The sequence below is a fragment of the Pseudoalteromonas sp. T1lg24 genome (genome assembly GCF_002964745.1).
Lineage (GTDB): Bacteria > Pseudomonadota > Gammaproteobacteria > Enterobacterales > Alteromonadaceae > Pseudoalteromonas > Pseudoalteromonas spongiae.
Genome location: NZ_PQCB01000033.1, coordinates 111,506 through 131,260, shown reverse-complemented (window position 1 = coordinate 131,260; position 19,755 = coordinate 111,506). Strand labels below are relative to the sequence as shown.

General features: G+C 39.8%; 16 protein-coding genes. 6 read left to right on the top strand and 10 right to left on the bottom strand.

Annotation, left to right across the window (positions count from 1 at the left end; translation table 11 throughout):
- Positions 1-70: 70 nt before the first annotated feature.
- From C2M30_RS21750 to C2M30_RS12825, 3 genes are all read right to left on the bottom strand, one after another.
- A complete protein-coding gene (locus C2M30_RS21750; RefSeq protein ID WP_234004788.1) occupies positions 71-193 on the bottom strand; it encodes a hypothetical protein in 123 nt (40 codons plus the stop codon).
- The gene (locus C2M30_RS12830) at positions 190-1,455 is read right to left on the bottom strand and encodes an aspartate ammonia-lyase (protein WP_234004728.1); all 1,266 of its coding nucleotides are present in this window, start codon (positions 1,453-1,455) and stop codon (positions 190-192) included. Before C2M30_RS12830 ends, C2M30_RS21750 begins: the two co-directional genes overlap by 4 nt.
- A 160-nt stretch (positions 1,456-1,615) precedes the next feature.
- The gene (locus C2M30_RS12825; RefSeq protein WP_105171897.1) at positions 1,616-2,500 is read right to left on the bottom strand and encodes a LysR substrate-binding domain-containing protein; all 885 of its coding nucleotides are present in this window, start codon (positions 2,498-2,500) and stop codon (positions 1,616-1,618) included.
- Between the two features lie 68 nt (positions 2,501-2,568).
- On the opposite strand from C2M30_RS12825, the gene C2M30_RS12820 reads away from it, so the two are divergent.
- Positions 2,569-3,153 (top strand): hypothetical protein, encoded by a 585-nt coding sequence (locus C2M30_RS12820; protein ID WP_105171896.1) that lies wholly within the window; start codon positions 2,569-2,571, stop codon positions 3,151-3,153.
- Between the two features lie 35 nt (positions 3,154-3,188).
- Here the strand turns inward: C2M30_RS12820 and C2M30_RS12815 are convergent, their stop codons facing one another.
- Positions 3,189-3,473 carry a DUF1496 domain-containing protein gene (locus C2M30_RS12815; RefSeq protein WP_105171895.1) on the bottom strand — a complete coding sequence of 95 codons (285 nt, stop codon included), beginning with the start codon at positions 3,471-3,473 and terminating at the stop codon, positions 3,189-3,191.
- A 140-nt stretch (positions 3,474-3,613) separates the two neighbouring features.
- On the opposite strand from C2M30_RS12815, the gene C2M30_RS12810 reads away from it, so the two are divergent.
- The gene (locus C2M30_RS12810; RefSeq protein WP_234004727.1) at positions 3,614-4,420 is read left to right on the top strand and encodes a hypothetical protein; all 807 of its coding nucleotides are present in this window, start codon (positions 3,614-3,616) and stop codon (positions 4,418-4,420) included.
- Positions 4,421-4,426: 6 nt separating this feature from the next.
- On the opposite strand, the gene maiA is transcribed toward C2M30_RS12810, so the two are convergent.
- Entirely contained in the window at positions 4,427-5,053 is a 627-nt protein-coding gene (gene maiA / locus C2M30_RS12805; protein ID WP_105171893.1) for a maleylacetoacetate isomerase, read from the bottom strand.
- Between the two features lie 98 nt (positions 5,054-5,151).
- A complete protein-coding gene (gene hmgA, locus C2M30_RS12800; protein WP_105171892.1) occupies positions 5,152-6,447 on the bottom strand; it encodes a homogentisate 1,2-dioxygenase in 1,296 nt (431 codons plus the stop codon).
- A 226-nt stretch (positions 6,448-6,673) separates the two neighbouring features.
- Here hmgA and C2M30_RS12795 point away from each other — a divergent pair, with 226 nt between their 5' ends.
- On the top strand, positions 6,674-7,099 hold the full coding sequence (locus C2M30_RS12795; RefSeq protein ID WP_105171891.1) for a MarR family winged helix-turn-helix transcriptional regulator: 426 nt from the start codon (positions 6,674-6,676) through the stop codon (positions 7,097-7,099).
- Positions 7,100-7,169: 70 nt separating this feature from the next.
- Here the strand turns inward: C2M30_RS12795 and C2M30_RS12790 are convergent, their stop codons facing one another.
- The 3 genes from C2M30_RS12790 to C2M30_RS12780 form a co-directional block, all read right to left on the bottom strand.
- Positions 7,170-10,262 (bottom strand): TonB-dependent receptor, encoded by a 3,093-nt coding sequence (locus tag C2M30_RS12790; protein WP_105171890.1) that lies wholly within the window; start codon positions 10,260-10,262, stop codon positions 7,170-7,172.
- Between the two features lie 165 nt (positions 10,263-10,427).
- Entirely contained in the window at positions 10,428-13,613 is a 3,186-nt protein-coding gene (locus C2M30_RS12785) for a TonB-dependent receptor (RefSeq protein WP_105171889.1), read from the bottom strand.
- Positions 13,614-13,687: 74 nt separating this feature from the next.
- Positions 13,688-14,509 (bottom strand): S1/P1 nuclease, encoded by an 822-nt coding sequence (locus C2M30_RS12780; protein WP_105172962.1) that lies wholly within the window; start codon positions 14,507-14,509, stop codon positions 13,688-13,690.
- Between the two features lie 336 nt (positions 14,510-14,845).
- Between C2M30_RS12780 and C2M30_RS12775 the strand changes: the two genes are divergently transcribed.
- Complete coding sequence (locus C2M30_RS12775) at positions 14,846-15,574, top strand: hypothetical protein (RefSeq protein WP_234004726.1); 729 nt, start codon at positions 14,846-14,848, stop codon at positions 15,572-15,574.
- Positions 15,561-16,496: a hypothetical protein gene (locus tag C2M30_RS12770; RefSeq protein WP_105171887.1), complete on the top strand. Its 936-nt coding sequence runs from the start codon at positions 15,561-15,563 to the stop codon at positions 16,494-16,496. The genes C2M30_RS12775 and C2M30_RS12770 overlap by 14 nt, the downstream gene beginning before the upstream one ends.
- A gap of 445 nt (positions 16,497-16,941) precedes the next feature.
- On the opposite strand, the gene ushA is transcribed toward C2M30_RS12770, so the two are convergent.
- Positions 16,942-18,510, bottom strand: coding sequence for a bifunctional UDP-sugar hydrolase/5'-nucleotidase UshA (gene ushA / locus C2M30_RS12765; RefSeq protein WP_234004725.1), 1,569 nt, complete (start codon positions 18,508-18,510; stop codon positions 16,942-16,944).
- A gap of 261 nt (positions 18,511-18,771) precedes the next feature.
- Between ushA and C2M30_RS12760 the strand changes: the two genes are divergently transcribed.
- Positions 18,772-19,542, top strand: coding sequence for a peptidylprolyl isomerase (locus C2M30_RS12760; protein WP_105171885.1), 771 nt, complete (start codon positions 18,772-18,774; stop codon positions 19,540-19,542).
- Positions 19,543-19,755: the final 213 nt, after the last annotated feature.

The window sequence follows — 19,755 nt, the reverse complement described above, 5'->3', positions numbered from 1 at the left end:
CTTAGTATTGCGTTGCAAAGAAAGTGTATAGCATTTGCTATACACTTAATTTATTAAAAGAGCTTAAGCCCTATGCAGGCTCAGTCAATTTGTCTGGTTGCATAATATCTGCTAGCTGAGATTCACTAAGGATCCCTTTTTCCAACACTAAGTCTTTGATATTTTTACCTGAACTTAATGCGTCTTTAGCTATATCGGTTGCAGCGTCGTAACCAATAAATGGGTTAATGCCGTAACAAGCGCAAGGCTATTGTCTAATAAATAATGACAACGCTCATGGTTTGCATTAATGCCTGAAACGCAGTGCTGATCAAACATGCTACATGCGTTAGTCAGTAGCGCCATTTCTTCCATAATATTAAATGCGATTAACGGCTCCATTGCGTTTAATTGCAGTTGTCCTGCTTCAGCCGCCATACTGATTGCTGAGTCTAATCCAATTACTTGATATGCGACTTGGCTTACGGCTTCTGGAATAACCGGATTAACCTTACCCGGCATAATTGAACTACCAGGTTGTTTTGCTGGTAAATTTATTTCGCTTAACCCTGCGCGCGGTCCCATACTTAATAGGCGTAAATCATTGGCGATTTTAGATAATTTGATTGCAAGACGTTTAAGTGCTGATGAGTAAATTACAAACGCGCCCATATCAGAGCTGGCCTCAATTAAATCTTCGGCCTTAACAAAGGGTAGTTCAGTTAAACATGTTAACTGCTTGATTGCTAAATCAGCATAGCCTTTTTTGGTATTTATCCCTGTTCCAACCGCGGTTCCACCTAAGTTGATTTCATAGAAGAATGGACTTAACTGATTAAGTAACTTTATTTCTTCACGTAGCGTTGATGCGAACCCCGCAAATTCTTGACCTAATGTCATTGGAACCGCATCTTGCAATTGGGTTCTGGCAAGCTTAAGAATATGTCTAAATTCTTGAGATTTTTCAGAAAAACGCTCAATCAAGTCTTCTAGGCTGGCTATTAGCTTTGGCTGTTGTAGCAAGATACTTAGTCGAATGGCGCTTGGGTAAACATCGTTGGTTGATTGCGACAAGTTTACATCGCTATTAGGGTGTATAAATTGATAAGCGCCTATTGGATGTCCTAACTTTTGCAGTGCGATATTAGCGATTACTTCGTTGGCATTCATATTGGTTGATGTGCCAGCGCCGCCTTGGATCATGCCAACAGGAAATTGATCATGATAGAGGCCATCAATAAGATTAGTGCATGATGCAAATATTGCATCAGCTTTTTCATCGTTAATTAGACCTAGTTGCTGGTTTGCGCGAACACAGGCTGCTTTAACGTAGGCGAGTGATTTAATCATCGCAGGGTATTGCGTCAGTGTCTTGTCACTTAACGGAAAGTTATTTACTGCGCGCTGAGTTTGTATGCCATAGAGTACATTGTTTTCAATTGTCATTGTACCGAGAAGATCAGATTCTATACGCATTGCTTTTTTGTCTTGTATTGGTGAGAGTCGGCGCAAGATTACCGATAAGCTAGGTTAAAGACTAATGCTTTAAATAGGTTTTGGATATGCAAATTATGCATAGCTCTGGAAGGCTTTTATATCACCTAGCGTTATAATGATTACTTTTACTCATTCAACCTTAGTTCAAATCGTCGTTTTCTAGTGCCTGTGTTATGCCTTGCCAGTAAATAGATTTAGTATGATCGCTAGAAGGAATTCGATATAAGCTAACGCTTAGATTATTGATAGCATCAAATCCGGTGATAATGCTGAGCTTTTCATCTTGAAGCTCTTTTTCAATCGCGAATTCAGGCAGCCATGCCATACCTAGCCCTTGCATCACCATGGTTTTTAAACTGTCTGCCATTGATGAACTCGCCACTTTATCAAGTCTGCTTTTTGTTTGCTGGTCTAGTGCATTATCAACGGTACGACCGAGAAAAATTGAAGCTTGATAAGCAAGGTAGGGTACTTTAGTTGCCGTTTGCCACGTATTAATTTGAGAACTCAGTGCGACCGGCAATAGTTTTACTGCGCCAAGTTCAAAACGCTCATAACCTTCACTTAGTAATTCTTCATCATGAAATGCGAGTAAATAGTCACAATTATTACTTTTGAGTAGTTTTGTACAGTCGTCAGCATCGGCGATTTGAAGCTCAGCGCTGACATTAGGTAACTGTCGCTTTAGAGTTTTTAATATTTTTGGAAACACCCCCAGCGCCAATGTATGAGTTGCGGCTATTTTTAGCTCTTGGGCATAGCTTGTTGCCCGTAACTTTTCAGCCGAGTTGTTGAGTAAATGTAACACTGATTGTGCAGTTGGCTGAAACGCAATGCCTTCTTTGGTGAGACTAAGTGGGTTGGTGCGTCTATCAATGAGTTTGCATCCCAAACTTTTTTCTAATGCTTGAATTCGACGGCTAAATGCCGGTTGGGTTACAAATCGTAATTGTGCAGCTAAACTAAAGTTTTTAGTTTCACTTAGAATAAGAAAGTCTTGTAACCATTTTGTTTCTATGTTCATTTAACGTATCAAACTAATTTAGAGTACAGTATTGAGCAATGCTCACATTGATTTAAAGGGATCATACTATGCGCATAACAATGATGTTAGTTATTTTACTCGCAAGCTTTACATTAAGCGCAACTCAATGCCTTAGTGCCCCACCTAGCAAAGTTGGTTTATCAGATTTACCTGCGAATAATAAATTAACGCGCAGTCAAGAAGCGAGCTTGAGTCGTTTGTTTAAAGACTTAAGCGGTTCGTGGGTTGGAAAAAGTAATGGGTTTTATTGTATTGGTGAAGAGCCTGCTAATGCGCGTAAGGTGGCCAAATCGCATAGACTGGAAATGGATTTTTCTAATGATGACCATATGGTTTTAAGAGCGAAAACCAAAGCCCAAGAGCGTGATGAATTTACACAACGGATCCAAAGTTTAACCTTATATGCAAATCAAGGTTACTTGCGGTTTGACCAAAATAACGAAGCTGGTGATATTTGGATAGAGGCACTGTCATCTACTCATGTTAGTGTTTGGTCAGTTAGTCGAGCAGGTACTGTGTATCATCTTATTAATCGCGTGTTAAAGCGCAGCCCAAGTGCGTTTACATTAACTATGACAACATACAGCAACAACCGTTTGACGAGCCATTATGTCGCGCGTATGTCTAATTAGCTTGATGTTTAGCAGCAAAGCCAATTGAGTCGCGTTTAATTTACCGTAATCTTGGGCTTTGTTTTTGGGTAAATAATATTGCCTTTTTTATCAAGCTGATACCATGCCACAGGACCATTTTCTTGGTTAGGGTATCTTTGTGTACAAATTAACCTTGTGTCGTTAACCTCAATTACCGCACCTAAGGTATATTTTTTATCGTCATACCAACAGATTAAATGGTTCACCTCAGTTTCTAGCCAAATATGCTTTTTTGGTGTTTGCGCTGTCGCTAACGAAGAGACAATCAACATTGGAAGTACTAAAGCCAACACTCTCATTGTCGTTTCCTTATATTTGTGAATTTATTCATTCACTTCTAACCTTAAAGAGTTGCTAAGAGCAGAGTAGCGTAAATCCCATGTTATGTCGTTTTTTTGCTTTATTTTTATTATTTCTAAGTATACCTCTGCACAGTAAAGTGATAGATATCACGGTTGAAACCGATATTTATTTCTATGCTAAGGACATTATTGGCAAAACGCCAATCTTAGATATTACAGATTATTCCGGTAAAAATGCCCAGCGCGATGTCGTTGAATTTATTCTTATACAACAAGCGCTGCTATTAGGTGGTGCTGATATTCAATTTAACTTTATTTATGGCAATTATGATGCGCGTAATTTGAAGTTGCTAAACGAAGGCTTGTTACTGCTATCGTTTGATTCACTTTGGTTGAGTGCGACTGAGCAGTATAAGGATAATTTATATATTAGTGAGCCGCTCATTCGTAAAGGTGAGTACTACGCGGGTGTGTTTACATCTGAACAAAACGTTGCAAACTATAATGCAAAGACATTATCGCTTTCGGACATGACAATTGTCTCAAGTAAAGATTGGCATGTTGATTGGGTCACCTTACAAAGTTTAAAACCTAAAAAGCTTGTGCATGAATCTGATTGGATCGTAATGGCTAAAATGGTTAGCCGAGGCTGGATTGATGGCATGTTAGCGCCGTTTAAAAAGCAGCATAACTTTTCTTACATTGGTCCCGACTATAAAATTTTTGCTATTCCCAATGTCAAAGTTGCGCTTAATGATAGTCGTCACTTTGTCGTTTCTAAAAAACACCCTTTAGGACAGCAAACGTTTGAAGCGTTACAGCGTGGGCTAAAAATACTGCGAGACCGAGGCCTAATTGAAAAAGCCTACCGAGAGGCAGGCTTTTTAAATGACGATGTAAAAGACTGGCGCACTATTAAAGTAGCTGATCCTTTATTCGACTAGGGTAACTTAGTTTGCATCAAGCTGGTTTTCAGGTGCGGCATCAATAAATGCTTGTATGCTGTTACAACGTTGATAAATCGCATTAATTTTTGGGAATTGTGCCATATCAAGGCCAAATCGTAATGCATTAAATACTTGTGGCACTAAGCATACATCGGCAAGGCTCGGAGTATCGCCACAACAAAAATCCGTTGCACCAATTTGCTTTTCTAGTTTTTCAAAGCCAATTTCGATCCAATGTAAATACCAAGCAGTTTTTTGCTCTTCGGTTACATTGAGTTCACCGGTTAAATACTTTAATACGCGCAAATTATCGATTGGGTGAATGTCACAAGCAATTGCATAGGCAAAACTGCGTACTTGTGCTTTTTGCCACGGATCGTTCGGTAACAGTGGCGTTTGTGGGTGAATTTCATCAAGGTATTCTAAAATCGCAAGCGATTGACCTAACTTACCTTTTTCGGTTTCGAGCGCAGGCAGTAAACCTTGTGGATTGACGTTTAGGTAATCGTCACTTTGTTGTTCACTTTTTAGAAGATTTACCGGTACCATTTCGTGATCTAAGGCTTTTAAATTAAGCGCAATACGAACACGATAAGCAGCAGATGAGCGAAAATAAGTATAAAGTTTCATAAAATTAAGTCCTTTAAGCACGAACAAAAAAGAACGGCTGTCCGTTCTTTTTACACTAACTTTGTTAAGTATGTGATCAGCAATTTAAGTGAAAGATATTACTGACTAAAATATTTCTTAATACCTTTCCAGCAATCTAGGTAATTCTGCTGACGCTCTTTACCTTCAAGTGCATACTTGGTTGGTGAAATAACGTAACGCGATTCAAACATAAATGCGAGCGTGTTTTCATAACGCTGTGGTTCAAGCTCTGCATTTGATGCTTTTTCAAAGACGTCTGCTTCAGGGCCATGTGGCGACATGCAGTTATGTAAGCTCATTCCACCAGGTACAAAACCGTGTTCTTTTGCATCGTATACACCTTCAATTAAGCCCATAAACTCACTCATAATATTACGATGATAATAAGGTGGTCTGAAGGTATTTTCTGCAACCATCCAACGTGGTGGGAAGATCACAAAATCAACATTTGCAACGCCGGCAGTGCCTGAAGGCGAAGTTAATACGGTAAAAATTGATGGATCTGGGTGATCAAAACTTACCGTGTTCATTACGTTAAAACGCGAAAGCTCGTACTTGTAAGGCGCACTATTACCTGTCCAAGCAACAACATCAAGTGGCGAGTGACCGATATCGCAGCGGAACAAGTTGCCATTAAACTTAGCGACAAGTTCAAAGTCGCCTTCAATATCTTCAAATGCGGCAACAGGATATTGGAAGTCACGCTCATTGGTATAACCATTTGCGCCTACTGGACCGCGTTCAGGCAGAATATAAGGGTGACCGTAATTTTCGCAAATATAACCACGCGCAGTCGCTTCAATTAGTTCAACCGAGAACTTAATGCCACGTGGAATTACTGCAATTTCCCCAGGTTTGATTGCAAGTTTACCGCATTCAGTATGAAGTACTATAGCGCCTTGTTGTGGCACAAAGAGTAATTCACCATCGGCATTATAAAAGTAGCGACCATCCATTGAGCTATTCGCTACGTAAACATGAATACCAATACCTGTTTGACCATTGGCACTGCCATTTGCAGCCATGGTGATTAAGCCGTCGACAAAGTCAGTTTTTTCAGTTGGAATATCAATCGGGTTCCAGCGAAGCATAGTCGGAGGTGTTGGCACCTCAGTGATTGGCGCAGTGCGCAGTAAACCGTTATCAAGCGGAGAATAATCACCTTGTACAACAGAAGGACGAATGCGGTAAAACCAATTACGACGATTATCTGCACGCGGTGCTGTAAACGCTGTGGTGTTGTATTGTTCAGCGTATAAATCGTACTTTACTTTTTGCGGTGAAAACTGGCCGATAGGCAATGCGCCCTCAAGGGCTTCTGTTTCAAACTCGTTACCAAAGCCGGTTAAATAGTCATATTCTGGAAAACTCATAGTCACTCCCATTGTGATTTTTAACCAATATAGTCTCACGTGAGACTAAATGCAAGTGTACTTTGAATGGTTTATAACGTTATTGCTCGTCTTATGATCTACAGAGTAAACGGGCCAAGGGCATCTTGATTAAAAATGACTTAAGCGGTGTAGTGTGTTCTAGGCTTGCTTGTAAAACGCATAAGTTAGCGTCACACTAGCTGAAAATTTCTAAAACAAACACATTATGATAAGTCTTGATTCGTTCTTACCATATCGCCTGGCGCGTCTTAGTAACGCACTCAGTAATAGTTTTGCAAAAGTATATGCCGATAAATATGGATTAACAGTACCCCAATGGCGTGTGATTGCGCATTTGGCGCAGCAATCAAACTTAACCGCGAGAGATATCTGCGATAGGGCAGAGCTAGATAAGTCCACCGCATCACGAGCGGTAAAGCAATTAATAGAAAAAGGCATTGTTGTGGGTATGCAAGACGAAAAAGATAAACGTGCAACGGTGCTTGCCCTAACAAAAGCAGGCGAACAATTGTTTTTCCAATTAGCAAGTGATGCAAATAATTGGCAAAATGCATTATTTGATAGGTTAACACACGAAGAGCAAAGTACATTATTTACCATTATAAATAAGCTCGATGATGTGACAGATTAGTTTCGTAAGTTGCTTTAAAATCAAAAATGCCCAGCATGAGCTGGGCATTTTAAGTTAATAATACTTTGTATTAGAAGTTGTAACGAACGCCTAAACGAATTTCCCAAAGTGATGGATCAACTTCTACACTGGTACCTGACGGATTATGAAATTCCTCAAAGACATATTGTCCTTGGTCATTTATATCCGCGGTGACAGCACGTTGGAATGCACTACCACGTTTCAATACACCCCAGTCATCGTTTAGCATGTTGCCGATGTTTTTAACGATAAAGTAGGCTGAACCTGAGTGACCATCGTTAAACCCAGGAAATTGCTGCTCAACTTTGAAATCAATAGTTGTCCACCAATCACCATCGATTTCATTTCTATCTTGTATTTCGCCGCGTTTTAATCCTTCAGAGCTAACCCAAGCATTGAATGCTTCTAGGTCAAAGTCATCACCATAAACAACGTTTGCATCATTGCTTTGCGGCACATATAAAAGCTGACGGTCCTCGTCATTAAACCCTAAATCACCGGTAGAAGACGAGAAAGTGTATGAATATGGGTTAGTTTGGCTAACTTGCCCAAATAGGTTGAAGCGCGTTTCTAAGCCATCAATAAATTCATGCACATAGCCTGCCGAGAAGGTAAAACGATGTGGCACCTCGTAATTGGATGTAGAAACCCCCGGGTTTTCAGGGTCACTTACGGCTATTCGATGGTAGTTTGAAAACGCCACAGAACTTGTCATTGGGTGCACTTCTTTCGCAATGGTATATGCATAAGAGGCTGCAATATCAAAGCCGTTATCAAACGATTTATTAAAAGCAAAAGAAAGCACATGGGAGTAACCGTCGCTACCTTTGACATTGGTCAATAACAGATCGGATTCACGAGGGTGGTTAACTCCTGAGTACACCGGGCGTCCATCCGGCGCAGTTCCGGTGACCTCATCAGCTAGGTTTCGGATCACAGCGGAATCTTGTTTATCAGTATACAGATAGTCTAAGTTAAAGATGTAGTTTGACTCTGTGATATAGGTACCACCTAATGCAAACTTCCATTCCGACGGAATTTCAAAGTTTGGATCGGTTACGTTGGTGCTATCATCGGCGCCACCTTGCGAAACCGCGTCATAAAGTTCAACTGGAATATCGTAACCGGGGCGCCCTGAACCATTAAACGCTATTGCATCTGGTCCCAAAATTTGAAGGTTTTTCTTATCGACCTGAATATTACGAATCCCATCGTTTGAATAACTGTTTGAAATCCAAACATTCGGGTTACCGCCTGAATATAAACCAAAGCCACCACGTAGTTCTAATTGGTCGTTATAAATCCAGTTAAAACCAAAACGTGGTTGCAATAAATCAACGCCATCTAAGTTTTGTTGATTTGAAAAACCATAGCGCTGTTCAAAATTCGCACTGTATTCGGGCACATCATCACTGGTATACACGTCATAACGTAAGCCAAATGTCAGTGTTAAATCGTAATCAATTAAGTCGTAAGTGTCCTGCACATAGAATGTATTGAGCGCATACTCAAATTCACCAGCAGCGTCTTTTGGGTTGTGACTTTGTGCGTTGCCATAATATACGCGAGCAATACCGTTTTCAAAATCATCAATCGAACTAAAACGGTATTCGCCCTCATTGTGCTGGACAAACATGTTAAAAACATCGAGTGACTCGCGTTCATAACCAAACGATATTTCATGATTATCTAAAAAGTAAGTACCCGCCAGCTTTAGTGACAAGTTGTCGTATTTTAGTTTGTTTGCTTGTCGCGAGTCATCAGGGCCAATGAAAACATCGGCGTCTGGTGTTGATATACGCATTTCGCCAAAACCTGATGCCGCATCAATCGATATTTGACGATTATCTAACTTTGAATAGCCAATGCGTACTTCAGTTGAAAAGTCATCGGTCCAATCGGAATAAAGTGACGAAACGAAAGATTGTAATTTGGCGCCGCGTTCATAAAAGTGATTTGATAAAGATAGGGCACTTGAGCCCGAATCTGATTCACTTAGCGTATAACCATCATTATAGTTATATACGAGGCTTGCACGGTGATCGTCGCTGATGTTCCAGTCTAGTTTGACTAATAATTTTTCATCTTCAACCGGTAAACTTGGGACCATGCTACCAGGATCATAACCGTAATTCGTTTTAGCAATTTGTGTAATGCGGTCAATCGTAGCTTGGCTTACTTTTCCATTTGCAAAGGGCGTGTAATCAAAAATTTGTGCGCCATCGAGCTCTTCATAAGAGGTGAAGAAAAATAATTTATCTTTTATTAGTGGTAAACCAACATTAAAGCCATAACGTTTTTCGCTGTAGTCACCTGTGTCGACATGAGTTCCTTCAATTGAATCACCTTTTAATGAATCACTGGTGTAATCAAAAAATACGCTGCCGCTAACTTCATTATTACCTGATTTTGTAACCGCATTGATGTTACATGACGTAAACCCGCCGTATTGCACATCAAACGGCGCGAGTTCAACTGCTACTTGGTCTATCGCATCAAAAGAAAAGGGCATGCGTTCAGTCGGATAACCGTTACTGTTCAAGCCAAAATTATCGTTCATACGCGCGCCATCAACAGTTAAACTGTTAAAACGTGGATTACCGCCAGCGCACTGAATCGCATCGCTTGCCGCTTCGTTTATATAGATCCTCGGATCGGTTCGAATAATGTCTTTAATATCGCGATTAATTGCAGGCTTACTTTGTAAATCATTTAAGGTGAAGTTACTTGCAGGCCCTGTACCGCCCGATTGCATTGAAAGAGGGCGACCAGTAACAAGTATTTGCTCCATTGCTGATGCTGATTGAAGCTGCACACTTAATGGGTATTCTTTACCTAATGTAAGATAAATGTTTTCTACCATAGTGTCTTCAAACTCGTTGGAATCAACGATTACTTGATATGGGCCACCAACACGAAGGCCTTTTGCGCTAAATAAGCCAGCGTCGTTAACAGTTGCAGTTTTTACTGAACCAGAAGGTAGGTGGATAATCGTTATTTGTGTGCCAGTGGCAGGGTTACCGTTAGGCCCAACAATGTTACCTTTTAACGATGATGACGTATCGTTTGCATTAACCACTGTTGAACATAGACAGCTTGCGACTGCAAGTGGCAGTAGCTTTTTGTTGAAGAGTATATTCATAGATCTTTCCCTTGATAGTAGTTTTAGTAAGCCTAAAACAGCATCATTAAGCTTTTATTAAAATTATTACTTTTTGGTTACACTGCAATAGTTTAGTCCAATTTATTTCAGTGTAAAAAAAAGCCCAGCAAATGCTGGGCTTTTATTTTCAAGGGGTTTTTTAGTTTAGAACTTGTAGCTTACACCGATTTTAGCTTGCCACGCTGACGAGCCCAGATCGATTGTGCTGTAGTTTAATGTGCTTGCGCCATCAAAACGTTTGTCAAGAATATAACGGCCTTGATCATCTAAGCCACCAAAGTCATAAAGTGTTTGGTTAGGGTATGTTAGACGTTTTTCAACACCCCAATCGCTGTTAAGCAAGTTAGCGAAGTTATCAACCATTAAGTAAACTTGCGCTTTGTGACCTTTTGCAAAACCAGGGATCTCTTGCTTAATGCTGATATCCATCTTAGTTACCCAAGGTTGGCTATCAGAGTTACGGTCCATAATTGAACCTGAAGCACTTAAACCGGCTTTATTCATAAGCGCGCTTAATTCTTCCCAAGAAATACCAGACTCTTCCCAGTTTACATTTGGATCATCAGCACCCGTTGGGATGTAAGCAAGGTATGCACTGTTTGAGTAGAAGTCGCGAGTATCACCTAAATCACTATCTTTATACATGCCCATTACCCAGCTGAAAGGGCGACCTGAGCGACGTTCAAAGAACATATCGAAACGTGTTTCGTAACCGTCAAAGAACTCACGCTTGTAGTTTAGGTTTAACTTAAAGCTATGTTCAATTTCGTAGTGACCGCGAGCAGCCATGTCCATGTTACGGCTCTTAACAATGTTATGCTTATAGTTACTTTGTGCACGAGATGAAGAACCTACGTGGTTTTCTTCGATATCTTGGTGCGTGTAACTCATGGTCATGCTTACACCGTTATCCCAGTTTTTCGCAAGTGACGTAACAAAGATAATTGAGCGACCATCGTCATCAGCATTAGTCATCATAATGTCGAAGTTATCAGCTTTGTCACCTTCGTAACGGCTTTCGTAAATTACACGTTCGCCATCAGCTGCTAAACCCACTTCTTTAAGTGCTGTGTTTTTCCAAACAGCTTCATTTTGTTTCTTCTCATACGCAAGTTCTGCTGACCAAATGTAGTCATCACCAAAACCTTCAATTGAGAAGTTGTAATCAAAGCCTAACTGTGCACGCCAGCTTGATGGCAGCTCAAAGTTAGGATCCGTGTAGTTAGTGCTACCCGCACCTGGCACTAGTGAATCTTGGATGGCCTGAGGTACTTCTGTAATATCAGCAGGGTTTTGCGAATAGTAATCAGCAATTGCACTGCTTGGTGCTGCTACAAAAGTAATACCATCGTTCTGGAATGGGTTGTTATACCAAACGTTAGGGATACCACCTTGGAAACGGCCTACACCACCTTTAACTGTCAAGTCGTCGCTCGCAAACCATTGGAAACCAATACGTGGAAGAATGATGTCTAAGCCATCAAGGTTTTCTTGGTTGCTGAAACCATAAGTTTCTAAGAACGCTTCGTTAAGGCGTGGTTTATCATCAGATGATAAACGCTCATAACGCACACCAGCAGTTAACTCAACGTCATCGTGTGGATAGAAAGTATCTTCGATGTATAGCGCAATTTGGCTACGTGTTGCGTCATATGCCGTGTCTTTTGAATCGTTTGTGTAGGCATTTGCATAGTCAAAATCGTAGCTACCACGGAAGTTACCAACTTCACGGTTTGCAAAACCATCAAAGCTATCAAATTCCCATGAACCTAAAGAGTTTGCTGCAAATAGGTTGTATAAACGTAAACGCTCGTACTTAGCACCAAATTTAATCTCATGGTCACCAAGAAGGTATGTACCATCAAATGCAAGCGCAGTATTTTGGTTTTCTGCGTAGTTCGCATGACGGAATTGATCCATGCCAAACTGGTAAGCAGGTCCACGGAATTTTTCTTCAACTTTTACACTACCGATGTTTGAGTTAGTGTTGCTCTCAGTTGTTACATCTTTGTGGCTAATGCTGATCTCTGATGAGAAGTCATCATTCCAATCTGAATAAATCTTAGTTGCGAAGTTATTGAATGTATTAACATAAGTGTAGCGGTTTGATGCTAACATCACAGTGTCGCCACCATTACCGAAATTACGCTCATCTTGGTCGTCTTGCCACTGGTAAGTAAAGTCTAGACGGTGCGCGTCGTTAATATTCCAAGTAATTTTACTGATTAATGTATCATTGGTATCTTCAGGGTCGCCACCTAAAGAATCCGTCATACCGTACTCTGTTTCTAAGATAGATAAGAAACGGTTGAAGTTTTCTTCAGTTGTGTTGTAAAGGTGAGTAGCACCTGAACCTTCGAAACCATAATCCATCTCTAATTCACTACGCCATGATGTGTAGTTTGCGAAGAAGAATAGTTTGTCTTTGATAATAGGACCACCAACACTGAAACCGTAACGTGCTTCAGTTTGAATTGGGTCTACTTTTTCGGTTTCGTACGTACGCTCGTCTTGACCTTTAATTTCAACTAGACGATCTACGTCACCAGCCATATCAGGTGTTGATGTTTCGTAATAGCCAGAGAACTTAAACTCGTTTGTACCTGACTTAGTTACCGCGTTGATTGTACCGCCACCAAAGTTACCTTTAGATGCTGAGAAAGGTGCAAAGTCAACAGTAACTTGCTCGATAGCATCAAGTGATACTGGCGGCTGTTGTGATGGGTAACCACTGAAGTTTAGGCCGAAATCATCATTTTGTGAGATGCCATCAACGGTTAACGCGTTAGTACGTGGATTGTTACCAGCAATTGTTAATTCACCAGAACCAGTTACTGTCGCAAGTGGGTTAATACGCGCAATATCTTTAATATCACGGTTGAAGCTTGGCGCATTTTCGATGATTTCTGCACCGAATGCACTGTTTGCTCCGCCAGCTTGTTGTGTATAGCTAACACCGGTTACTTGAATTGTTTCCATTGTTAATGGTTCAAGTTGCTCGCTAATACGGCTTGTTTGACCAAGGCTTAAGTAAATACGGTCTTTAGTGATATCTTTATACTTATCTGAATCGATGATTACAGTGTAAGGACCACCAACACGAAGACCTTTAGCAAGGAATGCACCTGCGTCGTTCGTTGTATATTCAGTAACCGTACCCGATGGCTCGTGAATTAATTTAATTTTAACGTTAGCAGCAGCTTCTCCTGCAGGCGTAGTAATTTTACCGCGCACTGCTGATGAGGTTTCTGTCGCATAAACTGCACCAGATGCACCCAAACAAGCAGCAACAGCAAGTGTTAAAGCGCTTTTACGTAGTTGCGTTTTCATTAGTAGTTTCCCGTGTAACTAAATTTGAAAGTTAGTTTTAAAAATTTTATTGCTTTTGTTCATGCGTTAGCAGATTACTTAGTAACTGCTTTCGCGTGTGCCGATTCGTCAAAAATGTGGTTTAACAAACCAGCTAATCTAATTCCGCCTTGTAGTAAACGCTGTTTAATTACAGGCATTTGCTCGTAAACGTAATGGTATTTAAATTCACCGTTACCGATATCATACAAACCTTGTGCTAAATGAAATGATTCAAGCACCCAATCTTTGGGCTCTGAGGCTAGGTAAGTAGAAATGAGCTTTGCGTCGTTTGTATCAATAAACTCGGCAAATTCACTGTAAGAAAGGTTTTCGCTTTCAACTAGATCTTTATCCCACAATGAGTGTAAATTGGTTTCTTTACCGAAAAATTTCACTTTTATTTTATTTCCACCCCAGTCTTCACTGCGACCAGCGTGCATTGGTTGATGAATATCGCCAACTAAATGAGTGAGGAAACGAAAATAAAATTGCTTGTCTTTTAATGAGGTGTTCGCGCTTTTAAGCACCGCGGTGGCTTTCAAAATACCAGCGTAAATATCAGTAACTTCGCCGTCGGTGGCTGAAAGATGGTAATGATGAGGTTTAAATTCGTCTGCCGAAGCGATATTAATATAGTGCCACTTACCCGACTCTTTTTGCCAGAAGGGTTCTGGGTTAGAGCGCATTTCATCAGCCCAAGTGGTTACTTCAGCCAGTTTATCGCCTTGTAATAATGGGGCAATAGCATTACGAGTGTCAGCAGTTAAATGATTGTCGGCAATCTTGCCGATTATACGATGCCCATTTTGACTCCATGCAGCCGCTTGAAAGTGCGTTAGCGTAAGAGCAATTAATATCAAAGAACGTAAGCTCATAATCATCTTTTTAATTGTATGTAGTTGTTATCAACAAGGCTAATTGTCCTTAGTTTTACAAAAATAGAAAGGACTCATTAGGATTCATAATTACTTGTTAACAAAACAATAAAATCAATGATTTATGTGTTTCAAATAAATTTACCTATTGCAATAAGTAAATATACGTGATGAAATTGAGGCTTGAATTGAGCATAGATAATAACAATTAAAATGAAATATAACTTTTTGTTTTCAAAAGCGGTATTAACAGCTGTTTTTTGTATATTAATTGTTCTTTTTGGTTTTCTAGGGAGCTCTCAATACCCAACCAAATTAAAGGCAATTGATACTTTTATGTCTGTCAAGCAACAATGTGATAAAGCGTTGTCAGAAAATGAAAATACGTTCAATATTTATGTACCAACAGAGCAGTTAGCAAAGCAGCTTATACCGTATTTTTGTAATAACCCGATTGTTGCAAAGCAGTTTGGCCAAGTGCAGTTAAACTGGGGCCATAATATGAGTGATGCATTAGATTTTATCGGGCGAGGTAACGCTGATTTAATCATGACTAAAGAGAATTTAATGGTTGCCTTTAAAAGTGAATACACTTTTAACTATAAAACCTTGCTTGCCTATCCTGATTACACGGCATTTTTTATCTCGTTAAATGAAAAACCAAAGCTTGAAAAAGAGTATTTTATTGATAAACGTATTGGCTTGTTGGATTACCCAAGTAGTCGTTCTGGTTACATTTTACCGAGAACGTTGTTTAAACGTTTAAATATTAATGTTGATAGTTTGGACATTGTGCAGGCTAACTCACATTCTGCGCTGAGAGATCTGCTAGCTGAAGGAAAAGTCGATGTGATTGCGTCTTATTGGAAGCAAGACGATATGGACCGTTTTTTAGAAAATTACATTACACCGATCAGCAGTAAAGTAAGTGGAAGTCGTTGGTATTTTAAAATGGAGACCGAAAACACAGAGCTTGTATGTGCAATTAATCAAATTATTCACCGCCATGCAAATGCCCAAACCTCTCCCTATTTTAAAGATGTAGAAAGTTATGTTGAATGTTAAAAAAAATAAGCAAATTTTGCTGTGCATATTAGTCTTTTTGGTATTTCAGTTGGTCTATGGCGTAGCTAAACGCATAAATCTTGTTAACGCTGAGTACCAGTTAACACAACATATTGAAAATAGAATAGCAAAAGACTTAAATCGCTTACCTTTGCCTGATCCAAATAAAAGTAGTGCAGGCAATGACTTGGCCGTAGCAAATTACATTACGGCATTAAATGAAAAATTAATGCACCATCCACTATTACCAAAGGTATTGGCTATTCAGTCAAATAACTACGATGTTGGCTCAAATCGTAAAGTTGTAACCCATCAATTTAGCACGCCTACACGAGTAGTGCGATTCGCTTTCTCGATAAAAAAATTGGGCTTGTTTGATTATTTTTCGTGGTTGACACTCATCGCAAGTATCGGATTTTATTTTTTAGTTAACTACCGTTATGACTTGAAGTTAACAAAAAACAATTTGGTAGTAGAGAGTATTGACGAAGAGCGAGCGAGACTGGTTATCGACCTTGAACAGAAATTGCTGATCAACAGTCGTACTCACACAAGTGTGCCACTCGCCAATAAGCCATTATGTTTTTATACAGCATTGATAGAATATTGCATGGCACAACCAGATGTTTTACTTAACCAAAATAAAGAGCTGCCAGATGAACTTGTTAGCCTTGCAAACAAGTATTTTTATCGTTTAACGGAACTAGGACACACTATTCGTAAAAGGCCGAACTTTTCAAATAGTTTAGAGAAAACGCTAAGTGAAATTCGCGCTGCGCTAGATGAAATTCTATTGGATGATATCGAACTAAAAGACATGCTCTATCCCCCAAAAGCCCATGGAGAAGGGTCACGTTCAAAGCTTCATCATTATGGATTACGTAATGTTGATACTGATCAAATTGAAATAATCGGTAAATAATCGTAAGAACTTTGTCGATGACGCGTATTATGCTTTTAAGTTTCTGAAGCATATGCGTTTATCGACCTCTAATTTGATAAGTGTTTGAGTTATTAAAATTTGGTAACGCGTTTAATCTTTATTCTCCCAATTTAGTAAAACCGAGTAGACGTGATGCAATAATATGGGCTCTATCATTTTAACGATTGTTATTTGTTAGGTTTCTGGGCTTGTAGCAACTTCAATTTCTACTCCGTCATACCGGATAAAATTCATTTGAGGATCATTCGAAGTTAGATCCGGTAGCTAAAATATCTAATTTGGTTTTTATATTTCTAATTAACTGAAAGACTCAAACCAATTAAAAACTTATTTTCGTAGTAGGGACCAAGCTTGGAAACACAAGCTTTATACTATGAAAGGTAAAAGACGTAAGTGTTAGCTTACGTCTTTTAGCAGGGAGGGTTTAAATCTTAGTGGCATCAACCGGAGAGTTTTGCAAAAAGTAATTTTTCAATACTTCAGCGTCAATTGTGTCGGTTGCAACAAAGTGCGGGTGTTTTGTCATATTCGGGTAGCCATCACCGCCTGCTGCATTATAGCTATTGAGTGTAAAACGATAGCGTTTATTGGCATCAAAAGGTTTGTTCCCAATACTAGTGATGGTTAACTCATCATTTTCTTTTTTAAATTCGATGCCATAAAACTGGCAGTAGGCGCCTGAATCCGGTGGAAAACTGGCAGCTAAACTGATGTAATCAACCAGTTCTTGGCCTTTTAGTTCAAGATAGGTAATGCGGTTTTTAAATGGATGAACCTGCAAAATATCTTTGTAGCTAACGTCGCCCGCTTTAATAGAATCGCGAATACCACCACCGCTAATAATACCGAAATCTGCGCCGACACTTTCACTTTGTGCTTTTGCAATCAAACGGCCTAGATTGGTTTGCACAAAGCGAACTTTATTACGCGAACCTTCTAAATCACCAATTAATTCACCGATCGGCTGTGAAATTTTTGCTGAACCTTTCTCTTGGTACGGAGTTAAAAATGCGAGCATTTTAGGATCTTCCGGGATCTTTTCTGATGCAAGCTTTTTGACGGTTTGACCATCTTGCTTTGTTTCACGCAGCATATTAACCGGAATAAGCTCATAGTTTAGTAGTGTAAGCGCGTTGTTTTTCAATGAAAACTCGGCTTTACCAACATACTTACCCCACTCATGCGCTTGCATAATCCATGTGCCGTTTTGACGGTCAGGACGACATTCATCGCCTGGTAAAAAGTCGCTATCAGCAGTATTGTCACCTTCCATACAAACAGGTTCCTGTGAATGTCCACCAATAATAAGATCCAACGCACCTGCATTTAGTGTACGAGCCAAAGTCACGTCGCCCGGAGCATTAATGCCGTGTTTGGCATCAACGTAATGCCCCATGTGCGTTACGGCAATTGTAATATCGGGTTGGTAGGTTTTTTCGAGTTTTTCTAGTAAAGGAGCCGCTGCATCTGCAGGTGTACGAAAATCAAAATGACCTACATAATCAGGGTTTGCGATTTTAGCCGTATCGACTGTGGTTAAACCAATTACCGCAATTGTTAAATCGTCACGTTTAATGATTTGGTAAGGCTGGTATGCATGCTCACCCGTTTTTTTATTAAATATGTTTGCCGAGAGCAGAGGGAAATTTGCCCACGCAATTTGTTTATCTAGAACGTCTAGTGAATTGTCAAATTCGTGATTACCGATAGCCATGGCATCGTAGCCAATTAAGCTCATGCCTTTAAAATCTGGTTCAGCGTATTGTAAATCGGATTCAGGCACGCCAGTGTTTATATCACCACCTGATAACAACAGCACTTGATGATTTTTCGCTTTTGCCTCAGCACGTAAACGGTCAATAAGCGTTTTTCTTGCCGCCATACCATACTCACCTTGCTCATTGCGCCAAAAGCGCCCGTGGTGGTCATTGGTGTGCAAAATGGTGAGCTTTTGCTCATTATTTGTCGCGTAGCTGTTGTTCATAAACAGCATAGAGAGTGCTAAAAAAGTGAAAGAGCGCACAGTAATCATTATAAATTTCGGCAGTTAATTAACAAACGCTATTATTCTAACCATCACAATAAAATTATGGGCGGACAATTGTCCGGTTGCGAGGGCCGAAATTGCAAAACCTCGTAATTATTGTTAAAGGAGTGTTATTAATTGTAATTCTCACGTGAGTTTTATAGCCATGTTGGCAAATAATCGGTAAGCTGCTTTCGATAAAAATTAACAAAATATTCACGGGAAATTATGGACAAGCTAAAACTATCTCTCTTAGCTGCTGGCTTATTTGCGGGCGCTGCGCAGGCAACGATTGTTGAGGTTCAAACTACACAAGGCAACTTTCAAATAAACCTGTTTGATGAAACTACACCAAAAACAGTCGAGAACTTTCTCAAGTATGTTAATGACGAGCGTTACAATGAAGTGGTGTTTCACCGCTTAATAACGGACTTCGTGCTGCAAGGTGGTGGCTACACCTATAACGGCAGTAAATTTTTACCTATCGATACCTATGGTACCGTGGTAAATGAGCCAGTTTATTCTAACGTACGTGGCACTATTGCTATGGCCAAAGTGGCTAACAACCCAAATAGTGCGACAAGTCAGTGGTTTATCAACCTAAAAGATAATAGCGCTAATTTAGATACACAAAATGGTGGTTTTACGGTGTTTGGCCAAGTAATTGGTGAAGGCATGGATTTAATTGATCAGTTATCTAATTTTGCGTGTAATGAATACCCTCTCGTAAATACAACGGAAGAGCAGTGTACTGACCTTAAAAATGGTAATGCATTGCTTGGTGCAGAACGTTTAATTACCATCGAAAATGTCACGATTATCGATAGCAACACTGACACCGCAAGTGATTTAACACCAAAGGAAAATACCTTAATAAAAGAGCCGCCAAAGCCGCCAGTAACGTCGGATGATTCAGGTGGTAGTTTTGGCGCATTATTGGGCTTAATGGCGACTGCCTTAATTTGGCGACGCAAGCGCAAGCCTGTGTTAGCGCGCTAACGCAAAATCTCATTTGTTGACAAACCGTTACAAATAATACAATTAAAGTATTGCATTTAATCACTGCTTTTTTATAGTGGAATAAATGTATATCAATTCACTTAATTGATTAATCATTCTAGCGGGTTAAATTTTATGCTTCAGCGTTTAATTTATCCAATGCGCTAGGTGATTACCTATTTAGTAGAATTGGTATTAAAAAACGCTCTATGA

Excerpts from the sequence above, each read along its gene's own strand:
- C2M30_RS12790 (WP_105171890.1), bottom strand. The coding sequence starts at position 10,262 with ATGAATATACTCTTCAACAAAAAGCTACTGCCACTTGCAGTCGCAAGC.
- C2M30_RS12780 (WP_105172962.1), bottom strand. The coding sequence starts at position 14,509 with ATGAGCTTACGTTCTTTGATATTAATTGCTCTTACGCTAACGCACTTT.
- maiA (WP_105171893.1), bottom strand. The coding sequence starts at position 5,053 with ATGAAACTTTATACTTATTTTCGCTCATCTGCTGCTTATCGTGTTCGT.
- C2M30_RS12760 (WP_105171885.1), top strand. The coding sequence starts at position 18,772 with ATGGACAAGCTAAAACTATCTCTCTTAGCTGCTGGCTTATTTGCGGGC.
- C2M30_RS12770 (WP_105171887.1), top strand. The coding sequence starts at position 15,561 with ATGTTGAATGTTAAAAAAAATAAGCAAATTTTGCTGTGCATATTAGTC.
- C2M30_RS12795 (WP_105171891.1), top strand. The coding sequence starts at position 6,674 with ATGATAAGTCTTGATTCGTTCTTACCATATCGCCTGGCGCGTCTTAGT.
- C2M30_RS12825 (WP_105171897.1), bottom strand. The coding sequence starts at position 2,500 with ATGAACATAGAAACAAAATGGTTACAAGACTTTCTTATTCTAAGTGAA.
- C2M30_RS12830 (WP_234004728.1), bottom strand. The coding sequence starts at position 1,455 with ATGCGTATAGAATCTGATCTTCTCGGTACAATGACAATTGAAAACAAT.
- ushA (WP_234004725.1), bottom strand. The coding sequence starts at position 18,510 with ATGCTGTTTATGAACAACAGCTACGCGACAAATAATGAGCAAAAGCTC.
- hmgA (WP_105171892.1), bottom strand. The coding sequence starts at position 6,447 with ATGAGTTTTCCAGAATATGACTATTTAACCGGCTTTGGTAACGAGTTT.
- C2M30_RS12820 (WP_105171896.1), top strand. The coding sequence starts at position 2,569 with ATGCGCATAACAATGATGTTAGTTATTTTACTCGCAAGCTTTACATTA.
- C2M30_RS12815 (WP_105171895.1), bottom strand. The coding sequence starts at position 3,473 with ATGAGAGTGTTGGCTTTAGTACTTCCAATGTTGATTGTCTCTTCGTTA.
- C2M30_RS12775 (WP_234004726.1), top strand. The coding sequence starts at position 14,846 with ATGTCTGTCAAGCAACAATGTGATAAAGCGTTGTCAGAAAATGAAAAT.
- C2M30_RS12785 (WP_105171889.1), bottom strand. The coding sequence starts at position 13,613 with ATGAAAACGCAACTACGTAAAAGCGCTTTAACACTTGCTGTTGCTGCT.